Raw genomic sequence first — 21,375 nt, 5'->3', positions numbered from 1 at the left:
TCGAAGGGCCTCTCAGAACTCCAGGACGACCTGGAGCGCGTCGGCGGGACGCTCATCCAGCAGGACATAGGCATCGGCCGCGTCGGCGACCGGGACGACATGACTGACCAGGGACTTGACGTCGACCTGGCCTTCGGCGACGAGCCGCAGGAAGGTCTGCTGGAGGCGTTCCACGGTCCAGCGGCCGGCGAGCTGCGGGGGCACGCCGCCGATCTGCGAGCAGATGAGCTGCACGCGGTTGTGGTGGAACTCGTCACCGAGCCGCAGGCCCACGCCGTCGCCCTGGTAGAAGCCGGAGGCGACGACCCGCCCGCCCACGACGACGGAGCGCAGGGCCTCGTGCAGCGCGGGGTAGGCGCCGCTGATCTCGATGGCGACATCGGCGCCGCGGCCGTCGGTGGCGGCGCGGATCCGCTCGGCGACGGCGTCGGTGCGGGCGTTGAGGGTGGTGCTCGCGCCGTACTCCGCGGCCTTGGCCAGCCGGCCGTCCAGGGCGTCGACGGCGGTCACGCGGGCGCCGCTGAGCTGGGCGAGCCGGGTGGTGAGCAGTCCGATGACGCCCTGGCCGAAGACGGCGACGTCCTCACCGACGTGCAGGTCACTGCCGAGGACGGCGTTGTATGCGATCGCGCCGACCCGGGCAAAGGCGCCCGCCAGCGGCTCCAGGCCGGCCGGGAGCCGGTGCCCGACCATGCGCTCGGCGGGGACGATGCCCTCGCTGCGGTGACCCCAGATGCCCCAGACCAGGTCGCCGGCGGCGGGCATGCCCGGTACGTCGACGAGTTCGGGTGAGACCTCGGTCACCTCGCCGACCTCGGAGTAGCCCCAGCCCGCGACGGGGTACTCGATGCCGGCCGCGCCGTCCCTGAACAGCCGGGCCTCGGCGTCCCAGGTGCGGGTCAGGTACGGGTTGGTGCCGCGGTAGGCGGTGAGCTCGGTGCCCGCGGAGATGCCGGAGTAGCGGGTGCGCACGCGCAGGTGGCCGGGGGGCAGGGCGGCTGACTCGCTGGGGGCGACCTCCACCTGACGGGGGCCGGTGAACTGGACGACGCGTTCCACAAGAGGCTCCGGAGAGTTCGGTTATGCAGACCGTTCAGCCCTCACGAGCTGACTTACGTCGAAGATATCCGAGACTTAAGTCTTGTCAACAAGCAAAAGTGGTGTTCTGATGCAACACATACGTAACGCAGGGCTGACGTGAGGACGGTTGATGGGGATGTGGTCCCGACGGTCGAGAGCGCTGGCGAGCGGCTTGGCCGCCGCACTGGGGATCGGGGTGATGGCCGGGTGCGCCGCCCAGGACACCGGTAAACCCGACGGCAAGATCACCGTCTGGAGTCTGGAGAACCTCAGCGACCGGATGGCGGCGACGAAGAAGAACGTCGCGGCCTTCGAGAAGCAGTCCGGGGTCAAGGTGGACCTGGTCGGCGTCGACGAGGGCCAGCTCCCGCAGCTGATCATGTCGGCCGCCGCCGCAGGCACCCTGCCCGACGTCATCGGCGGCATACCCCTCGCCCCGGTCTGGCAGATGTACACCAACGGCCTGCTCAACACCGACGCCACCGCGAAGGTCGTCGACGACCTCGGCGCCGGCACCTTCAACGCCAACGCCCTCAAGCTCACCGCGGACGGCGCCACCCGGCTCGGCGTCCCCAGCGACGCCTGGATGCAGATCCTCGTCTACCGCAAGGACCTCTTCGCCAAGGCCGGCCTGGCCGCCCCCGACACCTACGACGCCATGCTCAAGGCGGCGCAGAAGCTCAACACCGGCGGCGTCGACGGGATGTCGCTGTCCACCGACCCCGGGGACGTCTTCACCCAGCAGAGCTTCGAGGACATCGCCCTCGCCAACGGCTGCGAACTCGCCGGCAGCGACGGCAAGGTCACCCTCGGCAGCCCGCAGTGCGAACGCGCCTTCTCCCTGTACGACCGCCTCGGCGGCGACCTCGGCGCCCCCGGCACCCAGACCGTCGACACCACCCGGGCGACCTACTTCGCCGGGCAGTCCTCGATGATCGTCTGGTCCACCTTCCTCCTGGACGAGCTGGCGGGCCTGCGCAACGACGCCCTGCCCAGCTGCCCCCAGTGCAAGAAGGACCACCAGTACCTCTCCGACAACAGCGGGATCGTCACGGCGCTGCGCGGCCCCGACGCCTCGGCGCCCGCCCAGTTCGGCGAGATCTCCTCGTGGGTGGTCACCAGGACCGCCGAGACCGCGGCCTCGGAGAAGTTCATCCGCTACATGATGAGCGACGGCTACCCCGGCTGGTTCGGCATGGCCCCCGAGGGCAAGATCCCGGTCCGCGACGGCACCGCGGCGGAACCCGGCAAGTACCTCAAGGCCTGGCGCGCCAGCGACATCGGCGTGGACACCAAGAAGCCCCTGCAGTCGGTCTTCTCACCGCAGCTGCTGGACGAGCTCAGCGCCGGCGTCAGCAACATGAAGCGCTGGGGCATCACCCAGGGTCAGGGCGCACTGGTGGGCGCCACCATCGGTGAGCTGCCCATCCCCAAGGCCGTCGGGGAGATGACCACCGGCCAGACGCCTCCGCGCGAGGCCATGAGGCAGGCCGACGAGGAAGTCGCGGCACTGCAGAAGTCCCTCCAGTGACCCGCCACCGGCCTCGTCCTTCAAGGAAGCAGTGATGAGCACCGCACAGACCACCCAGCAGCGCAGAACCCCGGCCACGGGCACCCCGCAGGACCCCCGCGGACGCCGGCCCCTGACCCTGAGCCAGCGCGAGAACCGGACGGGCCTGGCCTTCGTGTCGCCCACCCTGCTCGTCGTCCTGGTCGTCGTGATCCTCCCGATCGCCTGGACCGTGCTGCTGGCCTTCCAGCACGCCCGGCTGGTCGACATCCAGAGCATGGACTTCCTGTCCAACTGGACCTGGGAGAACTTCACCGAGGTCTTCACCTCTCCGGGCTTCTGGACCTCGCTGTGGACCACGCTCGCCTACACGGTCGGCGCCACCGTCGGTTCCATCCTCCTCGGACTCGTCGCGGCCCTCGCGCTGCGCCGCCCCTTCCGGGGGCGCGCGCTGCTGCGCGGCACCATGCTGCTGCCCTACGTGGCGCCCGTGGTGGCCGTGACCTTCGTCTGGGAGATCGCCCTCAGCCCGCAGTTCGGCATCGTCAACGAGGTCGGCACCAACCTGCTGGGCTGGGACAAGCCCATCGCCTTCCTGTCGACCAGGTCGCAGGAGATCTCCCTGCTCGGCTGGCACGTCCACGTGCCGCTGGCGTTGCTCACCGTGATCGCCTTCGAGATCTGGCGCTACTTCCCCTTCGCCTTCCTCTTCCTCCTCGCCCGCCTCCAGGCGGTACCGGACGGGCTGGAGGAGGCCGCCGTCGTGGACGGCGCCACCATCACGCAGCGCTTCCGGCACATCCTGCTGCCGCAGCTGATGCCGGTCATCGCCCTGCTGTCGGTGCTCCGCTTCATCATGACGTTCAACAAGTTCGACGACGTCTACCTGCTGACCGGCGGGGGTTCCGGCACCGACGTGGTGGCCGTGCGCGTCTACGACTTCCTCACCGCCCGCTACGACGTGGGCGCCGCCGCCGCGCAGGCCCTGGTCCTCGCGGCGATCCTCGCCGTGCTGCTCGGCATCTACTTCAAGTTCTTCGCCAAGAAGGTTCAGGAGGAGGCGTGATGGCCAGTCGCGCACAGATCGAGGACCGGACCTTCGCGGTCCTGCGCTGGGTGGTGATCGCCGGCCTCGCCGTCGCCACGATCTTCCCCTTCTACTACATGGTGCTGCTGTCGCTGAAGCCGATCGACGAGCTGCTGCTCGACCCCGGCAAGCTCTGGGTCAGCACCTCCGAGATCACCTTCGACACCTACCGGACCGTTCTGCAGTCCGTCGACGACGGGGGCCAGGGCTTCCTGCGGATGCTCGGCAACTCGGCCCTGGTGGCACTCGGCACGGTGGTCCTGACCCTGCTGGTGTCCGTCCCCGGCGCCTACGCGGTGAGCCGGCTGAAGTTCTTCGGCGGCCGCCAGGTCAGCGCGGTCTTCCTGGCCGTGTACCTCTTCCCGGCCACGCTGCTGGCCGTGCCGCTGTTCGTGGTCTTCGCCCGGATCGGCCTCCAGGGCAGCCTGTTCGGCCTCGCGATCGTCTACATCGCGCAGACCGTCCCGGTCTCGATCTACATGCTGAAGAACTACTTCATCACCATCCCCGAGAGCATCGAGGAGGCCGCGGCGCTCGACGGCTGCTCGCGGCTGCAGACCGTGCGGCGGGTCGTCCTCCCGCTGGCCGCGCCGTCGTTGATGGCCACCGGCCTGTACGTTTTCATGATCGCCTGGAACGAGTTCCTGTTCGCCCTGCTCTTCCTCGCGGCCAAGCCCGACAAGTGGACGGTCTCGCTCGGCCTGCAGCAACTGGCCAACGGCATCGAGGTCCCCAAGACCGTCCTCATGGCCGGCTCGGTGGTGCTCACGATTCCCGTGGTACTCCTTTTCTACGCGGCCGAACGGCTCCTCACCGAGGGCCTGACCAGCGGCGCGGACAAGAGCTGAGCGCAGTGGCCCGACACGAGGGGGAACGAGCACGCATGGCAACGCCCTGGAGCACGGCAGGACATCTGCTGGAACTGATCCGCACCGGGCAGGCCTCCACCCGCGGCGAACTCCAGCGTGTCACCGGTCTGTCCCGCTCGACCGTCGGGCAGCGCCTGGACCAGCTGTTCGCCGCGGGCTGGGTGGAGGCGGTGCCGGGCGGGCAGTCCACCGGCGGCCGGCCCTCCCTCCACCTGCGGTTCGACCCGGCGCACGCCGCCGTGCTCGCCGCGGACCTGGACACCGCCCACGCCCACACCGCCGTCCTGGACCTGTCCGGCCGGGTGCTCGCCGAGCACACCGGCGAACTCCTCCTCGACGAGGGGCCCGAGCAGGTCCTGGACGAACTCGCCCGCCGGTTCGCGGGGCTGCTCGCCGCGGCCGGGATCGCCCCGGCCGCGGTGTGCGGTGTCGGCCTGTCGGTGCCCGGCCCCGTCGACCAGTCGACGGGGGTGGTCGTCCGTCCGCCGATCATGCCCGGCTGGGACGGCTATCCGGTCCCCGGCCGCATGCAGGAGGCGCTCGTCCGGTACTCCGGCCTCCCGGCCGGAGTGCCGGTGCTCGTCGACAACGACGCCAACCTCATGGCCCTGGGCGAGCAGCGCGACTCGTGCCGCGACTGCTCGGCCTTCGTCCTGGTGAAGGTGTCGACCGGCATCGGCGCGGGCGTCGTCATCGACGGCCGGCCCTTCCGCGGCATCGACGGCGGGGCGGGCGACCTCGGCCACATCCGCCTGCACGACGCGCCGGACGCCCGCTGCATGTGCGGCTCCTACGGCTGCCTGGCCGCCGTCGCCAGCGGCCGGGCGCTGGCCGGGCAGCTGGGCGCGCTCGGCGTCGCCGCCGCCTCCGCCGCGGACGTCCGCGCCCACCTGGACGCGGGCCATCCCGACGCGGTGCGACTGGCCCGCGAGGCCGGCCGGCGCTGCGGCGAGGTCCTGGTCACCGTCGTCACCCTGCTCAACCCCGGCGTCCTGATGATCGCCGGAGACCTCGCCGAGACCCACTTCGTCACGGGCGTCCGCGAACTGCTCTACCAGCGCGCCCTTCCCCGCGCCACGCGCCATCTGCAGGTCGTCACCTCGCGCCTCGGCGACCGCTCCGCGCTCGCCGGTGCCACCGCCATGGTCGTGGAGCACCTGTACGCCCCGGACCAGGCCAACGCCCGCCTGGCGGCCGAGGACCCGAACCGTCTCTTGGAGCAAGCGCAGTGAACAGCCCCGCCCCCCTTCCCGCTTCCGGCCCGGCCCCCGTGCGGGTCGGCCTCATCGGCGCCGGGCCGTGGGCCCGCACCATGCACGCCCGGATGCTCGCCGCCGGTCCCGAGACTCGGCTCACCGCGGTGTGGGCCCGCCGGCCGGAGGCGGCTCAGGAGATCGCCGACGCCTACGGCACGGTGGCCGCCGGCAGCCCGGAAGAGCTCTTCGACCGGTGCGAGGCCGTCGCCTTCGCCGTGCCCCCGGCCGTGCAGGCCGAACTCGCCGTGCGCGCCGCCAAGGCGGGCAAGGCGGTCCTCCTGGAGAAGCCGCTCGGGCCCGACCTGGCCGCGGCACGGGCGGTCGCGGACGCCGTCGCCGAGGCCGGTGTCGTCTCGCAGATGGTGCTGACCAAGCGCTACCACCCCGTGACCCGGGACTTCCTGCGCCGGGCCCGCGACACCCGGGTCGTCGGCGCGCGGTCCTGCTATCTGCACGGGGCCTTCCTCGGCGGCGAGTTCGCCACCGGCTGGCGGCTGGAGCAGGGTGCCCTGCTCGACCTCGGCCCGCACCTGATCGACCTGCTCGACGCCGCGATCGGCCCGATCACCGCGATCCGCGCCACCGGCGATCCCCGCCGGTGGGTCGAGCTGACCTGTGAGCACGAGAACGGCGCCGTCAGCCAGGCCTCGCTGTCCGGGAGCGTGAACCTGCCCAAGGCCCGTACCCGGGTCGAACTCCTCGGCCCCGGCGGGGAGCTGACCTACGACACCGCCGGCATCGACCACGAGGAGTGCTGGCCGGTCCTGCGCGCCGAGTTCGCCGAGGCCGTCCGCACCGGCCGCCCCGGGGAACTGGACGCCGCGCGCGGGCTGCGTCTGCAGGAGCTCATCGCGGCCGCCGTCCGCTGACGCGGGGCGGCCCGCGCGGTCAGGGACCGGCGTACGGGGGATCGAGCGCGAACACCGTCAGCCATTCGGATTCGGCCGTGCGGTAGCCGAGGTCGGCCAGTGCCGGGGCCACGGCGCGCATGTGCTCGGCGCCGTAGACGATGCCGATCGTGAACGGCTCCTTGCGGTCGCCGCGGGCGCGGTGGAACTCCCGCACCGCGTCCAGCAGGAGGCGGTCCCGCCGGTGCAGGATCACGTCCTCCATGCCGGTCATCACGTCGGCGGCGGCCTCCTCCGCGTCGGTGAGCAGGTCCTCCGTCCGCAGGTGCCGGGCGAGGAAACGCCGTGTGCCGAGCAGGCGCATCCCGGTCGCGTAGGCCGGCACGAGGGCGGCCAGTGCAGCCCGTTCCCTGAGCGGGACCTGCCGCCATCTGCTCTCCAGCTCCTCGCCGGTCATGTCCGGGCACACCACCGGCACACCCAGCGCGCGGTAGTCGATGTCCTGCACGACCAGACCGAGCCGCTCGCTGCCGTCCAGCCGGCGATAGGACTGCGTGAGCGCCTCGGTGGTCGGCGACCGGCCCTTGATCCCCTCGGCGATCACCAGGTCGCACAGGGTGCGCAGACGGGCGGTGACCTGGTCGTAGAAGGACCGTTCCCCCAGGTGCACCATGGGGAAGGTCACGAAGGACAGCCCACTGCCGCGCCTGCGGAAGCGGACGACCGCCGAGCGCACCCCCGCCAGCTCGGTCACCTCGATGAACTGCATGCGGCCCCCCACACGACTCCTCATCGGACAGGACGTCCTCCGGGGAGCGGTCAGTTGCGGGCGCGAGCGGTCAGTTCGTGAACCGGGCCAGGAGGAACGCGAGGCGTTCGGCGTGGCGCCCCGGGGGCAGGCGGCCGCCCCGGGTGAGGGTCACCAGGCCGTGCAGCGCGGCCCAGAACGTCTCCGTCAGCAGGCCGAGGTCGTCGTCCCCGGCGTGCGGACGGACGGCCTCGGCGAGTTCGCCGAAGGAGGCGTGCAGGGCGGCCGGAGCCTGCGGCGTGGCGAACGGCAGGTCCACGCTCTGGCCGAACATCGCGTCGTACAGCGCCGGGCGCCGCTCGGCGAAGCCGGTGTAGGCGGCGCTCACGCCGGCGAGCGCGCCGCGGGCATCCGGCGCCGCCGCCCGGGCCGCCCGCAACTCCTCGGCCAGATCGGCGAATCCCTCCACCGCCACGGCCGCCATGATGGCGTCCTTGCCCTTGAAGTGGCTGTACAGGACCGGCTGGCTGTACTCGACGCGCTCGGCGAGCCGCCGGGTCGTCACCGCGTCCCAGCCCTCCGCCTCGGCGAGTTCGCGGGCGGCTGTGATGATCAGCGCCTCCCGCTCGGCACGTTCGCGCTCGCGGCGCGTCCGGATCGTCATAGCTGAATTCTAGCAGCGCTAGAATTCAGATCGATGCTCTGCTAGCGTCATTCTTGTTCCTAGCGTTGCTAGCCACTGGGGGATGGCATGCTCAGCACCATCGCTTACTCGCTCGCCGTCGTGCTCAACCTCTTCGTGCTCTTCATCGGGGCCCGCTTCCTCTTCGCGCCCCGCGCGGCGGCCGCCGGCTACGGCGTCCCGGCCAAGGAGGACGGCGACGCCGCCTACCTGACGGTCAAGGGCCTGCGCGACGGCGCGTACGGCCTGCTCGGCCTGGCACTTCTGGCCTTCGTGGGCGCGGAGGCGGAGGCCTGGTACATGCTGGTCGTCGCTCTGCTGCCGCTCGGCGACACCCTGATAGTCCTCCGCAACGGCGGCACCAAGGCCGTGGCGTTCGGGATCCACTTCGCGACCGCCGTGGTCGTACTGATCAGCGCCGCCCTGCTCTTCGCCGTCTGACCACCGTCGCTCACCCCAGCCGAAAGGATCCGGCCGTGTCCCTGATCGTTCCCGGTTTCACCGAGTCCGTGGTCGTCCGTACCGCCGATGCCGAGGTCGTCGGCCGCGCCCCCACGACCATCCGGCTGCTGGCCGACAGCAGCGCCACCGGCGGCGCGCTGTCCACCCAGCGCGTCACGCTCACCGACGGCGCCGACGGGGCCAAGCCGCACCACCACGCCAACTCCGCCGAGCTGTTCTACCTGCTCGACGGCACCGCCCAACTGCTGTCCGGCGAGCAGGTCGTGACCGCCGAGCGCGGTGACCTCGTCATCGTCCCGCCCGGTCTCGCCCACGCCTTCGCCGCCGCCCCCGGCCACAGCGCCGACATCCTCATCGTCATCACCCCGGGCGTCGAACGCTTCGAGTACTTCCGCCACTTGGAGCGCATCGCCTACGGCAAGCAGCCGCCGGAGTCCCTGCTGGACGTCCAGGAGCTCTACGACACGTACTTCGAGAACAGCGCACCGTGGAAGGAGGCCCGTTCCTGACGGTGCCACGCCGGCCGGCCAGGGGGACATCCCGTCGGCCGGCCCGGGCCCGCCGGGATGCGGTCGGGCCACGTCGAGCACGTGCCCGCCGGAACGACGCCGCGGAGCGGGAGTACGAACGCACCACGGGTGCGGGTTCCCTGCCCCGCACCCCGGGTCTGCTGGACCGCCCGGTGCACGGCAATCCCGAACCGCTGGCCGCCCTCGCCGCGCCGACCGGTGTGACGGTCCGGACCCGGCTCCGGGCCGAAGGGCCGATCGTGCCGCCGCACGCCACCGCGCTCCTCGCCAAGCGGACACCGGGGCCGGCGGTCGCCGGGACGACCGCCTCGCCGTCGGTGACGACCCGCGGGAGGCGCCGCCGCGCCGCACCCGGGCGGGCGACCCGCACCGGCCGCACCCGGCGGTCCTGATGTGCTCTTCGGCGGCTTCGCCCCGGCCGTGACCGAACGCGTCGCCCGCCGGGGTGGCGGCTTCATCGGCGCGGCCACCGCCCCCGCGGTCGATGGGCCGGCCCTTCCGGGGCCGTCGAGCGTGCCTGGACCGCCCACGCCCGGGCGGGCGGGTATCGGCGCCTCCTGTGCGTTCACCGGCCACGCCGCCGCGTTCGCCGCCCTCGGCGCCGACGAGGCGCTGCTCCACTGCTGGTCGCCCGATCCGGACCAGGCCGCGCCCCCTCCGCAGCGCGGGCGAGCGTCGATAATCGAGGTATGAGCCAGCGCAATGCCTCGAACCCGACACTGGGCGACTTCCTGCGGGCCTGCCGTGCGCGGGTGCATCCCGTCGAGGCGGGTCTGCCCGACGACGGGCGCCACCGCAGGGTGCCGGGGCTGCGGCGCGAGGAACTGGCGCAATTGGCGAACGTCAGCGTCGACTACGTGGTGCGTCTGGAGCAGGGCCGTACGGCGAACGTGTCGACGGCGGTGCTGGAGTCGCTGGCCCGGGCCCTGCGACTGCGGCCCGACGAGCGGGACTACCTGCTGCGGATCGCCGAGGCGGGTGCGGCGTCGCACGCGCCGGCGCCGCATCCCGCGACGTCCGCCGTCCGGCCGCAGACCCGGACCCTGCTCGACGGCTGGGCCTTCCCCGCGATGCTGCTGGGGCCCCGGCTGGACGTACTGGCGTGGAACGCGCTCGGCGCGGCCCTGCTGGGGACCGATTTCGGCGCCCTCCCGGAGGAGGAGCGCAATCTCGTACGGCTGGCGTTCCTGGACCCGCACTTCCGGCAGCTCTACACGGACTGGCGGCACGTGGCGCGCGAGTGCGTGGGGTATCTGCGCATGGGCATGGCGCACGACCCCGGGGACCCGCGACTGCTCGCACTCGTGGAGGAGTTGTCCACCGCCGATGCCGACTTCCGCCGCTGGTGGTCGGACCACCGGGTGCGGACGCGGGCGGTCGGCACCAAGAGCTTCCGGCACCCGGTCGCGGGTGCCATGACGCTGGACTTCCAGAGCCTGGTGCTGGGGGACGAGCCCGACCGGACGGTCTTCGTCTACTCGGCGCAGCCGGACACGCCGTCCTACGAGGCGCTGCGCTTCCTGGCCACGTGGTCCTCCTCGGCCCCGGAGGCCGCGCGGCGGTGACGCCGGCGGCCGGCGGCCGGACGGAGCACTCCTGCCTGGTACCGCCGGTCCCAGGCAGGCGTCTCCTACGGTCGAGGCTTCTCTGGTCCGCTCCTCGCGGCGGCAGCACGCTGGACATCGATCGACGCACCAGCCGATCCCTGTCCATGAGGAGCACACCACCATGACCACGTGGTTCATCACCGGCGCGTCCCGCGGTTTCGGTCTGGAGATCGCACGACAGGCCCTGGAGCAGGGTCACAACGTCGTGGCCACGGCCCGGGACCCGCGCCCGCTGCGCGGCACCCTGGCCGGGCACGGCGACCGTGTCCTGGCCGTCCCGCTGGACGTCGACGACGAGCGGCAGGCGAAGGCAGCCGTCGACGCGGCCGTCGAGCGGTTCGGGGCCATCGACGTCCTGGTCAACAACGCGGGCCGGGGCCTGCTGGGCGCCGTGGAGGAGACCAGCGACGCCGAGGCGCGGGCGGTCTTCGACACCAATGTCTTCGGCCTGCTGACGGTGACCCGGGCCGTGCTGCCGGTCATGCGGGCGCAGCGTTCCGGGCGCATCGTCAACCTGAGCTCGGTCGGCGGATTCGTGGGCTGGGCGGGCTGGGGCTTGTACTGCGCGACCAAGTTCTCCGTCGAGGCGGTCACCGAGGCGCTGCGGCTGGAGCTCGCTCCGCTCGGCATCCAGGCGACCTCCATCGAACCGGGCCCGTTCCGCACCGACTTCCTCGACTCCTCCTCGCTGCACCGCACCGAGCGGGTCATCGACGACTACGAGGCGAGCTCGGGCGGCATGCGCGCCTGGGCCGACGACAGCAACCACGCCCAGGACGGCGACCCGGTGAAGGCGGCCGCGGCCATCATCACCGTCGTCGCGGCGGAGCGGATGCCGGCCCGCGTGCCGCTGGGCAAGGCCAGCGTCAGCGACGTCGAGAACAAACTCGCCGAGGTGGCGCGGGACATCGACGCCTGGCGCGAGGTGGCCCTGTCCACGGACTTCGCCCCCTCCGCCTCCTGACCTGCACCGCTCGTCCCCGGGTCCCGGCCGCCCTGGCGGCCGGGACCCGCGCGCGTCCGCCCGCGTGTTCAGGGGCGTGATGTGCCCTCATGTCATGCCGTGGCCGCGACAATTGATGAAATCTATTGGCGATGCATGACCGGAGTTGAACGCTTCCGCGAGGGAACCCGTATCAGAGAGCGACGTCAACCGCGGGGATTGAGCGGAAGAGAGGCACGGATGAAGCGTGGTGTGGCAGGGCAGGCGTGGGTGGAGAACTGGGGCGCCCAGGCCGTGTGCCGCGTGTCCGACCCGGACGAGCTGTTCGTACAGGGTTCCGCGCAGAACAGGGTCAAGGCCCTGTGCGCCGGCTGCCCGGTCCGTACCGAATGCCTCGCCGACGCACTGGACAACCGCATCGAATTCGGCATCTGGGGCGGCATGACCGAACGCGAGCGCCGCGCCCTCCTGCGCCGCCGACCCACCGTCACCTCCTGGCGCGCCCTGCTGAGCACGGCCCGCTCCGCCTACGAGGGCGCCCCCGTCGAGGCCGTGGGCTAGGCCCGGGAGGCCCTGCCGTCGCCCCCTCCCCCCTCAGCTCCGCCGGGAAGAGCCCCACCCCGCATCGCTCTCCGCCCGTGGCGGACCGGGGGAGCGATGCGGGACGGGGCGCAGGTCCCGTCCGGCCGGTCGCCCCGGCGCCGCATCCCTCCCGACCCGAAGGCCGCCGAATGCCTGTCCGTACGGCCATCGCTCGCGACACCGACCTGCTCCGGCGCGTACTGCTGGAGGCGTACAACTGGAACGGTGATCACCGGTTCACGGCTGAGCAGCTCGTCGCCCACCCGCACGCCGCGCGCTACCTCGCGGGGTGGCCCCGCGGGAGCGACTTCGGGGTCGTCGCGGAGACCGGCAGCGGGGAACCGGTCGGCGCGGCCTGGGCGCGATGCCTGCCCGAGGACGAGCCCGGGTACGGCTTCGTCGCCCCGGACGTCCCCGAGCTGACCCTCGGCGTGCTGCCCGGACACCGTGGCCGCGGGCACGGCAGGGCGCTCATGGAGGCGCTGGTCCGGGCAGCTGCCGAGCGGCCGGCTCCGGTCGCCCGGCTCAGCCTGAGCGTCGAGGACGGCAACCCGGCCGTACTCCTCTACACCTCCCTCGGCTTCACCCGGGTCGGGCGCAACGGAGGCTCGGACACGATGGTCCTGGACCTCCGGGCCCGTGGGCTCTGACCGGACAGACCCCGGCCGCGCTGCCCGGCCGGCCCGGACCCCCGCCCGCCCGTGCGGGGGCGGTGGCCCCGACGGCGGCCGGGGCCACCGCGCGGGCACCTGAGGTACAGTGCACAGGTCCTGTCGTCTCCGATAGAGGTGGACGTTGCTCGTCTGAGGTCCGCGATCATCGCGCGGTACGGCCCCCGGCCGTACATCCGTCACCCCGCCGGCGTTCCCGCCGCCCGTGACCCGCGCCCCTCAGCGACCTCGGCGCCAGAGCCGTCCCTCACTCTCCGGGGACACGGCTCCTCCTTCTCGCCCCACGGCCGCGCGGTGCTCGCACACCAAGCCCCTCACCCACCGCGACCGCGACTGCGAGAACCCCATGTCACGTTCCGGACTCCCCGGCACCCCCGGCCCTTCGCTGACCTGTTCCGCGCTGTCCTTCCATTGGCCGGACGGCACCCCCGTCCTCGACGGCATCTCCCTGACCGCGGGCCCCGGCAGGACGGGCCTGGTCGGCGCCAACGGCACGGGCAAGTCCACCCTGCTGCGCCTGCTCGCCGGCCGACTGCGCCCCACCGGGGGATCGGTGACGGCCGGCGGCCGCGTCGGATACCTGCCGCAGAACCTCACCCTGGAGACGACCCTGCGGGTCGACCAGGCGCTCGGCATCGACGGACGGCGGGCCGCGCTGCGCGCGATCGAGTCCGGCGACGTCGCCGAGCACCACTTCGAGACGATCGGCGACGACTGGGACGTCGAGGAGCGCGCCATGGCCACCCTCGGCTCGCTCGGCCTGGGCGACGTGGAACTCGACCGCACCGTGGGCGAGTTGTCCGGCGGTGAGACGGTCATGCTGCGGCTGGCCGCGCTGCTGCTGGACCGTCCCGACGTCCTGCTTCTCGACGAACCGACGAACAACCTCGACCTGTTCGCCCGCCGCCGGCTCCAGGAGGCCGTGGGCTCGTGGCGCTCGGGCGTGCTGGTCGTCGTCAGCCACGACCGCGAACTCCTCGAACACGTCGACCGCGTCGCCGAACTGCGCTCCGGCTCGGTGGCCTGGTACGGCGGCGGCTGGTCCGCGTACGCGGAGGCCGTGGCCGGACAGCAGGAAGCCGCCGGGCGGATGCTGCGCGTCGCGGAGGCCGACGTCAGGCGCCAGAAGCGCGAGCTGGAGGAGACACAGATCAAGGTCGCCCGCCGGCAGCGGCACACCAGGAAGATGGACGCGCAGCGACGGGCCCCGCGCATCGTCGCCGGCGAACGCAAGCGGTCCGCCCAGGAGTCCGGCGCCGCCCTGCGCGGCCTGCACGAGGAACGGCTGCGCGAGGCGCGCGACCGCCGCGAGGAGGCGGCGGAGGCCGTGCGGGACGACGCGGAGATCCGCGTGAGCCTGCCGGGCACCGCCGTGCCCGCGGGCCGTACCGTCCTGGAGCTGCGCGGGCTGCGCCCCGCCCACGGCAGGCTGCGCGCGGCCGACCTCCATGTGCACGGCCCCGAACGCGTCGCACTCGTCGGCCGCAACGGCGCAGGCAAGACGACGCTGCTGCGCACCCTCGCGGGGGAACTGGCGCCGCTGTCCGGCGAGGCCAGGACCTTCGTCCCCGCGCGCTTCCTGCCGCAGCGACTGGACGTGCTGGACGACGGGCTCGGCGTGGCGGCGAACGTGGCCCGCGCCGCTCCCGGCGCCGGGGAGAACGAGATCCGGGCCCGGCTCGCGCACTTCCTGTTCCGGGGCGCCCGCGCCGACCGGCCCGCGGGCACGCTCTCCGGGGGCGAGCGCTTCCGTGCCGCGCTGGCCGCGGCGATGCTCGCGGCGCCCGCCCCGCAGTTGCTCATGCTGGACGAGCCCACCAACAATCTGGACGCGGCCAGTGTGCGGCAGCTGACCAGCGCGCTGGCCGGCTTCGAAGGCGCGCTGGTGGTCGCCGGCCACGATCTGCCGTTCCTGGAGGCCATCGGCACCACCCGGTGGGTGCTCGTCGGGGAGGACCTGCGGGAGACCGGCGCGGAGGAGGTGCGCGCGCTGCTGGAGGCCTCAACCGCCGGCTGAGCGTGGGGCTGCCGCGCCCGCCGGCGCGGCCCCGATGAGGGCCGCGTCCCGCGGACGCGCCGCCGTGCGCAGCGGTGGCAGCCGTCGGTCGGAGCGCGGCGCGCGACACGCGTGCCGACCCGCGACGGCCCGCGCGGAACGTGCCCGCCCTCGCACGGACGCGGCGGTGCTCAGCCCAGCAGCGCGTTGAGGACGCCGGCCTCCAGGCCGAAGTACGCCGCCGCGGCCACCGGCATCAGCATCAGCGGCAGCCACGGGCGCGGCCCGGTCTCCCGGGCCCGGTAGCGGGTGAGTGCCGCCGTCAGGACGGTCCCGAGCCCGAGGAACGCGGCCGCCTCGCCCCAATAACGCAACTCCAGACCCAGATAGAGCCCTTCGCCCGCCACCACCGCGCCGATCAGCGCGACCCCCAGGTGCCGCCGCATGCCCTTCTCCCGCCGTACGGCCCACCCCGCCGCACCGACCAGAGGCCCTCCGGCGACCCCCGCCGCCGCCCATACCAGCGCCGTGGGAATGCCCCCGGTCCCGAACGTCCCGCTCAGGGACGACGTCACGTAGTACCCCACGCACGTCGTGATCATCATCAGCGCCCCGCACGCGGCCGCCGTCCGCACCCGCCCGATGAGCGCGCCGGCCAGGGCCGTCCACACGATCCAGGACGACGAGGAGTTCGTCGCCCGCTCGAACACCGGCGACACCCCGTGGAGCAGGTACGTCGCGGCACCGAGCGCCAGTCCGAAGAGGGCGCACATCGGCGGGGCGGCGAGGGCGGGACGGGAACGAAGGGCGGTGAGCGCGGTCACGGCGGCGACTATACATGCCGGTTATACGTGTGGTGTATACCGGGCGGGCGTGCGGCGGGGAGACAGGGGAGGGGCGGCGCTCCCTGGAGCCGTGATGCTTCATCGGCGCAGCTTCGGCTACCGCTGGTTCACCGACCCCGCCGGCAGGCCGTCCTACCACGAGGACGACCGCTCCGGGCTGAGCCGCCGCTTCGTCGCGGACCAGCGCGCGGTCTGCTCCCGGCACGGCACGGACTCGCAGGCCGGCGCCGTCGTCGAGGCGCTGATCGCGAAGAGCCCGGAGTTCCACGGGCTGTGGCAGGCACACGAGATCGGTGTGCGCTGCGGCGAGGTCGAACGCATCGTCCACCCGGAACTGGGGCTGCTGGAACTGCAGTGCCAGGTGCTGTACGACGCCGACCAGGCCCAGTCGCTCCTGGTCTGCACCGCGACGCCCGGGGCGGAGAGCTACGAGAAGCTGCAACTGCTCCCCGTGCTCGGCGATCGGGTGCTCGGCACCTGACGCGCGGCCGGACGCGCCCGCGACGCCGGAGGTGCCGGCCCCCGCGGCGGGGACCGGCACCTCCTGGCGAACGGCAGGTGGTCAGCCGAGCCCGGTGGCCCGGACGACCGTCTGCGTCACGGTGTTCCCTCGCGTGTCCGAGGCCCTGACCCGCAGGGACAGGAACGCGGCGCCGCGCGGGCCGTCGAGCCGGACACGGGCGGCACCGGATCCGGCGGCCCGCTGCGCGGTCCGCCGCCAGGTGCGTCCGTCGTCGTAGGAGACCTCGACGGAGTCCGTGCGCAGCGGCGCGCGGGACACACCCGGCAACTGCGACGGCGTGACGACGAGTTCGGCGTCACGGCGCGCCGTGCCGTCCGCCCGCGTCGCGATCCCGTAGTCGAGCTGCAGCAGCGGGAGCGTCTGCGCGGCGTCCCCGTGCGGGGTGGCCGAGGAGAAGGCCCACTCGGTGCGGGTGGCCGTCGAGTACGGGTAGCCCTCCGTCCGTTCGGTGGAGGTCACCAGGCGGTAGCGGGCCGAGCCGCCCGGTACGTCGGTGCCCAGCCAGGGGCCGTCCGTGCGGGTGACCAGGGTGCCGTCCCGGTACAGCGCGTTGACCTCGGACGTGGTGCCCGGGCCCACCACGCCCACGTGGCCGGGGCCGCCGTCGCCCCAGCCCGGCACGGTCACCTCCAGCCAGTCGCCGCTGCGCTGCGGCAGCTGCTGGCTCTCGTTGATCCGCGGGTGCTCGACGGGACCGAACCACTGGACGTCCGTGGTGCGGCCGGCCGGGTAGCCGACCTGCCCGGAGAACTGGATGGACCGGATGCCGTTGGAGGCCTCCTCCATCCAGGTGGCCTCGCCGGCCGGGGTGACCCAGTCCGTGCGCTCCGCCCCGGCGGTCGACAGCCGCTGACCGCCCACCTTCATCCCCAGGTACGGCTGGATGTCGTAGCGGAACTCGTCGACCTCGGTGCCGGGTTCGGCCCGGAAGCCGACGTCGACCCGGGCGAGGCGGTGCTCGGCGGGCGCGTAGCGCTGGGTCGCCGGGATGCCGCCGTGCCAGGTGTGCACCAGGTCGTACAGGTAGTCCGTCTCGGCGTGCCCGGCGACCCGCATCGGCACGGAGCCCGAACGGCTGTCCTGGATGCGGCCGATCAGGGTCTCGCCCTCGGTGTGCGAGATGCCGGCGATGACGAGGTCGGTGCGGCGCACCGGCTCGCGCAGCCGGCCGCCCAGGTCGTTCACCACCACCAGCAGGGCGACGCCCGCCTTCTGCGCGGCGGTGTACTGGTCGTCGGTCGCGTCGGTCGTCGCGGAGCGCTCGTCATCGTCGTCATCGTCCGCCGGTTGCGCGTACCGGACCACGGCGACCTTGCCCTTGGCGCCGGCGGCCGCGTACTCCGCGGCCGTGCCGTCGCCCGCGAACACGGCCGGCAGGGTGCGGGTGCCCTCCGCGGGCCGGCCGGAGCCGGGCTGCAGCCACAGGTCGTCGAACTCCTGCGAACCGGAGGTGAGGGCCAGCAGCGGCTGCTGCATCCGCCAGCGGACGGTGTACGCCAGGTCGCCGCCGGCCGGCTTGGCGACGGGCAGCGCCCACACGCTGTCGAAGCCGTCGCCGACGGTCACCGTGTCGGTGACGGCGGGGGTGCCGTCCTTGAAGGACTGGCTGAAGTCCATCCGGATGTCGCTGTCGGTGGAGGTCCGCGGGGTGACGACCTCGGTCCTGCGCAGCTTCGTGCCGTCGAGCGCCGCATCGGTGTCGGCGCCGCGCATCTCGACGCCGGTCCTGGCCATCAGGGCGCGGCCGAACGACGACTCGCCGTGCGTTCCGCGGACGGCGATCCAGGTCCACACCGTGTACGTGCCGGACGGCACGACCGCGTCGAGCGTGCCGTCGAGGTCGCTGTAGGCGGCCTGGGCGTACTCGTCGCCCTTGCGCTGGTACATCACGAGGTCCGAGACGGGGTCGCCGGCGCGGTCGGTGACGTGGACCCGCAGGTGGTGCATCTCCTCGCGGGTGCTGACGGCGAGCAGGGTGCGCGTGACGACCTCGCCGTCCACGGTCGCCTCGACATGGCCGGTCCACCGGCCGCCAGCCGGGGCGCGGTCCAGCACGGTGGTCACGGTGGTGGAGGCCGTTCCGTGCGCGGGCACCGTGAGTCGGCGATCCGTCAGAACGAACAGGCCCTCCGGGGCGTCCGGCGCGTCGACGCGTGCCGTGAGGGTGACCGGCGAGTCGCCGGGGTTGGTCCACTCGACCGTGCGGGTCGCGGTCTCGCCGGGCGCCCCGCCGAGGGAGTGGATGCCCGCGTCGGCGACTCCGGTGGCCACCAGGGCGCTCCCGGTGGCCGCGACCGCGTCGACCCGGCCGTTGCCGCCCGCGTCCGCGGGGGTGGCGGGCGTCGGTTCGGCGGTGCTGACCAGGGCGTTCTTGATCGTGGCGCCGGACCAGTCCGGGTGCCGCGCGGCGACGAGGGCGGCGACGCCCGCCACGTGCGGGGTGGCCATGGAGGTGCCGCTCAGCGTGGCGTACGGGCCGGATCCGAAGGTCGCGTACTGCGAGCGGGCGGCCAGGATGTCCACACCGGGGGCGGTGACCTCGGGCTTGAGCGCGTCGTCCCGGAAGCGGGGACCGCGACTGGAGAAGTCGGCGACGGTGTCGGCGGAGTCCACGGCGCCGACCGTCAGGGCCGCGTCCGCCGCGCCGGGAGCGGCGACGGTGGCCTCGCCGGGTCCGGCGTTGCCCGCCGCGATGGTGAACAACGCCCCTGTCTCGGCGCTGAGTTCGTTCACGGCCTGACTCATGGGGTCGGTGCCGTCGGACGGCCGGTCGCTGCCGAGGCTCAGGCTGACCACGCGCGCCTTGGCGTCGCGGGCGGCCCACTCCATGCCGCTGATGATCCAGGAGTCGGTTCCGCTGCCCGCGTTGTTGAGGACCTTGCCCACGTGCAGCCGCACGCCGGGGGCGACGCCCTTCTCCTTGCCCCCGGAGGCCGCGCCGTTGCCGGCGATGGTCGAGGCCACGTGGGTGCCGTGGCCGTGGTGGTCGGTGACGTCCTCGCCGGGGACGAAGCTGCGGGACGAGGTGACCACGCCGTCGAGGTCGGGGTGGCCGGTGTCGTAACCGGTGTCGAGGACGGCCACGTCCACGCCCTGCCCGGTGTCGCCGTCCGCCCACACCTCGGGGGCGCCGATCTGCGCGACGCTGTCCGCGAGGTCGGCCTCGACCTTGCCGTCCAGCCAGACCTTGCGGACGTCGCCGGTCAGCGCCGTGCCGGCCGCCGCGGCCCGGGCGGTCCCGCCGGTCGTGGCCGTCCTGGCGGCCGACCGCGCCGGCGCCTGCCGTGTGAGGTCGGCCCAGAAGTCCGCGGCGCGGTCGTGCCTCTCGGTGACGGCCGTGCCGCCGATGCTGGTCAGCGCCCGCGCGCCGGTGGCGCCCTCGGGGAGCGAGGGGACCGCGAGCCTGCGACGGGCGTCGGAAGCGTAGGTGAGGATGACGGGCAGCCCCTGCGAGCGGGCGTCGTCGTAGCCGTCGGCTATCAGCCGGGTGACGTTGAACAGGTCCGTGTCGAGGAGCCCGGCGGCCACGTAGCGCTCGGCCGCGGCGGGGTAGACGTAGGTGTCGCCGCCCCGCGTGGTGATGCGGGCGTCGGCGCGACCGCCGTCCGGGCCCTCCACGGTGAGGGCGGCCGGGCCGGAGCCGCCGGGGGTGAGGGTGACCCGGTCGCCGGTGAGGAGGGTGACGGTCCGTGAAGGGGAGCCGCCGGAGTCTTCCTTGACGATCGCGGTCGCGGTCGCGATCCGGTGCGTGGGGGTGGGGGTGGAAGCGGTGGCGTGGTCACTGGCCGATGCCGGCGGGATCGCCGCCAGCACGGCCGCGACGCCCGCGGCGCCCGCGATCATCTGCAGGCCCGAACGGCCCCGAAAGAGCGGTCTCACATGGGTCCTTCACGCTAGATCCGTCCGATGTCCGCCGCATGCTAGCGACTTGAACGTTTCAACGAAGCGGGAACGACGGGTTGACCAGCGGCGTCTTTGCGACGGCTGTCGGGATCACGTCACCTGTGGGCGGCCAGCAGGAGCGCGAGGAACGGGACCGGTACCAGAAGCCCCGCGGCGACCCAGGGGCGCGCCGGGCGGCCCCGGGAGTGCGGGCGGACCACGTCGACCAGGAGGACCAGGGCCGCGGCGAAGAGTCCGGAGAGCACGAGCAGGAACATCACGGGGCCGGCATGGTCGAGCGTGTGGTAGTCGCAAGTACCCGAGAAGCCGGGCGCGGTGGCGTCGGAGATACTGCGGCAGTCCATCGGCAGGTACTCGGTCAGCAGCCACCAGGCGCAGTACAGCGGCACAGCGGCCGGCACCCCGAGGGCGAGATTGACCAGCATCCGCGCCGCGGCCCGCGCGGCGGCGCGGGGCCTTCCCGCCCCGGGTTTCCCCGTCCCCGGTTTCCCCGCCCCGGGCCGTGGCTCCGTCACCCCGGCCCGCCCGGTCCGTCGCGCCATCGGTCTACTTGCCGCCGCTCAGGCGCGCGACGAGCTCGTGCCAGCCCGCGCTCAAGCGCTCCAGGGACATCCCGCGCCTGCTGATCAGATAGTCGTCGAGCGTGGTGTTGAGGTAGCCGAGCAGCGTGTGCGCGACGAGTTCGACATCGCCCGGCGCTCCCGACTGCCGCAGCAACAGGCTGATATGGGTGTGCTTGATGTGGTACGAGGGGTTGAAGCGGCGGCCCGGATGCGCCGCGACCGCCGTGTAGAGGTCGCGGAACGTGTGCTCGTGGTGGATCACCGCGGGCCCGAACGCCCGCAGGCGGTCCATGGGCGGTGCGTCCGGTCCCAGCGGCGGGGGGCCCATGAGGAAGGCCGCCTGGATCTGCTGCTCGTGGTGGTCCAGGAGCGCCACCATCAGCCCCGCGCGGTCGCCGAACCGCCGGAAGACCGTCCCCTTGCCGACCCCCGCCGCGGCGGCGACCGCCTCCATCGTCACGTTGGCGGTTCCGTGCTCGGCGGAGAGCTCGGCGGCCACGTCGAGCAGGCGCTGCCGGTTGCGCGCGGCGTCGGCCCGCAGCGGGGGCTGATCGCCCGCCGCGGTCAGCGCGATGTCCGCGGCGGCGAGGAATGCGGTGCGGGCGGCCGGGGGCGGCTCGGTCATGGCCATAGCGTAGCGGGGGAATGGAAGTGGACCGCGGTCCGCTTA

Annotated in this window: 22 protein-coding genes; 15 read left to right on the top strand and 7 right to left on the bottom strand. The window is 73.2% G+C overall.

The features are described 5' to 3' along the window. Positions 1–12 precede the first annotated feature (12 nt). Positions 13–1,059 carry a zinc-binding alcohol dehydrogenase gene (locus tag PV364_RS10790; protein ID WP_319659575.1) on the bottom strand — a complete coding sequence of 349 codons (1,047 nt, stop codon included), beginning with the start codon at positions 1,057–1,059 and terminating at the stop codon, positions 13–15. 151 nt (positions 1,060–1,210) lie between these two features. Here PV364_RS10790 and PV364_RS10785 point away from each other — a divergent pair, with 151 nt between their 5' ends. Genes PV364_RS10785 through PV364_RS10765 form a run of 5 tightly spaced genes read left to right on the top strand, consistent with a single transcriptional unit; the run spans position 1,211 to position 6,671 of the window. Then, positions 1,211–2,611: an ABC transporter substrate-binding protein gene (locus PV364_RS10785; RefSeq protein WP_319659574.1), complete on the top strand. Its 1,401-nt coding sequence runs from the start codon at positions 1,211–1,213 to the stop codon at positions 2,609–2,611. Between the two features lie 34 nt (positions 2,612–2,645). Continuing rightward, positions 2,646–3,656, top strand: coding sequence for a sugar ABC transporter permease (locus PV364_RS10780; RefSeq protein ID WP_319659573.1), 1,011 nt, complete (start codon positions 2,646–2,648; stop codon positions 3,654–3,656). Beyond that, on the top strand, positions 3,656–4,525 hold the full coding sequence (locus tag PV364_RS10775; RefSeq protein ID WP_319659572.1) for a carbohydrate ABC transporter permease: 870 nt from the start codon (positions 3,656–3,658) through the stop codon (positions 4,523–4,525). The genes PV364_RS10780 and PV364_RS10775 overlap by 1 nt, the downstream gene beginning before the upstream one ends. A gap of 35 nt (positions 4,526–4,560) precedes the next feature. Further along, positions 4,561–5,778: an ROK family transcriptional regulator gene (locus tag PV364_RS10770; RefSeq protein ID WP_319659571.1), complete on the top strand. Its 1,218-nt coding sequence runs from the start codon at positions 4,561–4,563 to the stop codon at positions 5,776–5,778. Continuing rightward, positions 5,775–6,671, top strand: coding sequence for a Gfo/Idh/MocA family oxidoreductase (locus tag PV364_RS10765; protein WP_319659570.1), 897 nt, complete (start codon positions 5,775–5,777; stop codon positions 6,669–6,671). The genes PV364_RS10770 and PV364_RS10765 overlap by 4 nt, the downstream gene beginning before the upstream one ends. Positions 6,672–6,690: 19 nt before the next feature. Here PV364_RS10765 and PV364_RS10760 read toward each other — a convergent pair whose 3' ends face one another. Both PV364_RS10760 and PV364_RS10755 read right to left on the bottom strand, forming a co-directional pair. Continuing rightward, positions 6,691–7,419 (bottom strand): hypothetical protein, encoded by a 729-nt coding sequence (locus PV364_RS10760; protein ID WP_319659569.1) that lies wholly within the window; start codon positions 7,417–7,419, stop codon positions 6,691–6,693. Positions 7,420–7,489: 70 nt separating this feature from the next. Then, positions 7,490–8,062, bottom strand: a complete 573-nt coding sequence (locus PV364_RS10755) for a TetR/AcrR family transcriptional regulator (RefSeq protein ID WP_319659568.1) — start codon at positions 8,060–8,062, stop codon at positions 7,490–7,492. A gap of 87 nt (positions 8,063–8,149) precedes the next feature. Here PV364_RS10755 and PV364_RS10750 point away from each other — a divergent pair, with 87 nt between their 5' ends. The 9 genes from PV364_RS10750 (at position 8,150) to PV364_RS10710 (ending at position 14,892) form a co-directional block, all read left to right on the top strand. Continuing rightward, on the top strand, positions 8,150–8,521 hold the full coding sequence (locus PV364_RS10750) for a DUF4267 domain-containing protein (RefSeq protein WP_319659567.1): 372 nt from the start codon (positions 8,150–8,152) through the stop codon (positions 8,519–8,521). Between the two features lie 35 nt (positions 8,522–8,556). Then, on the top strand, positions 8,557–9,051 hold the full coding sequence (locus tag PV364_RS10745) for a cupin domain-containing protein (protein ID WP_319659566.1): 495 nt from the start codon (positions 8,557–8,559) through the stop codon (positions 9,049–9,051). A gap of 173 nt (positions 9,052–9,224) precedes the next feature. Beyond that, entirely contained in the window at positions 9,225–9,464 is a 240-nt protein-coding gene (locus PV364_RS10740) for a hypothetical protein (RefSeq protein WP_319659565.1), read from the top strand. A 28-nt stretch (positions 9,465–9,492) separates the two neighbouring features. Further along, on the top strand, positions 9,493–9,765 hold the full coding sequence (locus PV364_RS10735) for a hypothetical protein (RefSeq protein WP_319659564.1): 273 nt from the start codon (positions 9,493–9,495) through the stop codon (positions 9,763–9,765). After that, positions 9,762–10,637: a helix-turn-helix transcriptional regulator gene (locus tag PV364_RS10730; protein WP_319659563.1), complete on the top strand. Its 876-nt coding sequence runs from the start codon at positions 9,762–9,764 to the stop codon at positions 10,635–10,637. Before PV364_RS10735 ends, PV364_RS10730 begins: the two co-directional genes overlap by 4 nt. Positions 10,638–10,800: 163 nt before the next feature. After that, positions 10,801–11,643 (top strand): oxidoreductase, encoded by an 843-nt coding sequence (locus PV364_RS10725; RefSeq protein ID WP_319659562.1) that lies wholly within the window; start codon positions 10,801–10,803, stop codon positions 11,641–11,643. Positions 11,644–11,862: 219 nt separating this feature from the next. Next, positions 11,863–12,183 (top strand): WhiB family transcriptional regulator, encoded by a 321-nt coding sequence (locus PV364_RS10720; protein ID WP_319659561.1) that lies wholly within the window; start codon positions 11,863–11,865, stop codon positions 12,181–12,183. A 170-nt stretch (positions 12,184–12,353) separates the two neighbouring features. Next, positions 12,354–12,854 (top strand): N-acetyltransferase, encoded by a 501-nt coding sequence (locus PV364_RS10715; RefSeq protein WP_319659560.1) that lies wholly within the window; start codon positions 12,354–12,356, stop codon positions 12,852–12,854. A 367-nt stretch (positions 12,855–13,221) separates the two neighbouring features. Then, the gene (locus PV364_RS10710) at positions 13,222–14,892 is read left to right on the top strand and encodes an ABC-F family ATP-binding cassette domain-containing protein (protein ID WP_319659559.1); all 1,671 of its coding nucleotides are present in this window, start codon (positions 13,222–13,224) and stop codon (positions 14,890–14,892) included. 170 nt (positions 14,893–15,062) lie between these two features. On the opposite strand, the gene PV364_RS10705 is transcribed toward PV364_RS10710, so the two are convergent. After that, positions 15,063–15,695 carry a DUF6518 family protein gene (locus PV364_RS10705; RefSeq protein WP_319659558.1) on the bottom strand — a complete coding sequence of 211 codons (633 nt, stop codon included), beginning with the start codon at positions 15,693–15,695 and terminating at the stop codon, positions 15,063–15,065. Between the two features lie 94 nt (positions 15,696–15,789). Between PV364_RS10705 and PV364_RS10700 the strand changes: the two genes are divergently transcribed. Then, positions 15,790–16,197 (top strand): hypothetical protein, encoded by a 408-nt coding sequence (locus PV364_RS10700; protein WP_319659557.1) that lies wholly within the window; start codon positions 15,790–15,792, stop codon positions 16,195–16,197. 81 nt (positions 16,198–16,278) lie between these two features. Here PV364_RS10700 and PV364_RS10695 read toward each other — a convergent pair whose 3' ends face one another. From PV364_RS10695 to PV364_RS10685, 3 genes are all read right to left on the bottom strand, one after another. Further along, entirely contained in the window at positions 16,279–20,118 is a 3,840-nt protein-coding gene (locus tag PV364_RS10695) for a S8 family serine peptidase (protein ID WP_319659556.1), read from the bottom strand. 119 nt (positions 20,119–20,237) lie between these two features. Beyond that, the gene (locus tag PV364_RS10690; RefSeq protein ID WP_319659555.1) at positions 20,238–20,567 is read right to left on the bottom strand and encodes a hypothetical protein; all 330 of its coding nucleotides are present in this window, start codon (positions 20,565–20,567) and stop codon (positions 20,238–20,240) included. Positions 20,568–20,688: 121 nt separating this feature from the next. Further along, positions 20,689–21,330: a TetR/AcrR family transcriptional regulator gene (locus PV364_RS10685; protein ID WP_319659554.1), complete on the bottom strand. Its 642-nt coding sequence runs from the start codon at positions 21,328–21,330 to the stop codon at positions 20,689–20,691. Between the last annotated feature and the right edge of the window lie 45 nt (positions 21,331–21,375).

Origin of the sequence: Streptomyces sp. MI02-7b (assembly GCF_033793585.1) — a bacterium.
Taxonomy (GTDB): domain Bacteria; phylum Actinomycetota; class Actinomycetes; order Streptomycetales; family Streptomycetaceae; genus Actinacidiphila.
Note: the sequence above shows the minus strand (reverse complement) of the source record. Positions and strands in the feature narration are given on the sequence as shown.